A 285-nucleotide genomic window follows, 5' to 3' on the forward strand; every position below is an offset into this window, starting at 1 on the left:
TAGAGAACAAATAGTGAATCTATTAGATTTATTATGGCTACTTAGCTCAGTTGGTTAGAGCACATCACTCATAATGATGGGGTCGCAGGTTCAAATCCCGCAGTAGCCACCACTTATACAACGTCTTATTGAAGCACCAATATTCGATATGACTATAAAGATTTGCTGCGGTCGTGGCGGAATTGGTAGACGCACCAGATTTAGGTTCTGGCGCCGAGAGGTGTGAGAGTTCAAGTCTCTCCGACCGCACCATTATTTAGAATGTGTTTCTTTCATTAGATGACC

At 42.8% G+C, this 285-nt stretch carries 2 tRNA genes; both read left to right on the forward strand.

Annotation, left to right across the window (positions count from 1 at the left end):
* Positions 1 to 35: 35 nt before the first annotated feature.
* A tRNA-Met gene (locus tag AB4583_RS21325) sits at positions 36 to 112 on the forward strand.
* Positions 113 to 167: 55 nt separating this feature from the next.
* A tRNA-Leu gene (locus tag AB4583_RS21330) sits at positions 168 to 252 on the forward strand.
* The last annotated feature ends 33 nt before the right edge of the window (positions 253 to 285 follow it).

It is taken from the genome of Vibrio sp. 10N.222.49.C12 (assembly GCF_041475025.1).
GTDB classification, from domain to species: Bacteria; Pseudomonadota; Gammaproteobacteria; order Enterobacterales; family Vibrionaceae; genus Vibrio; species Vibrio crassostreae_C.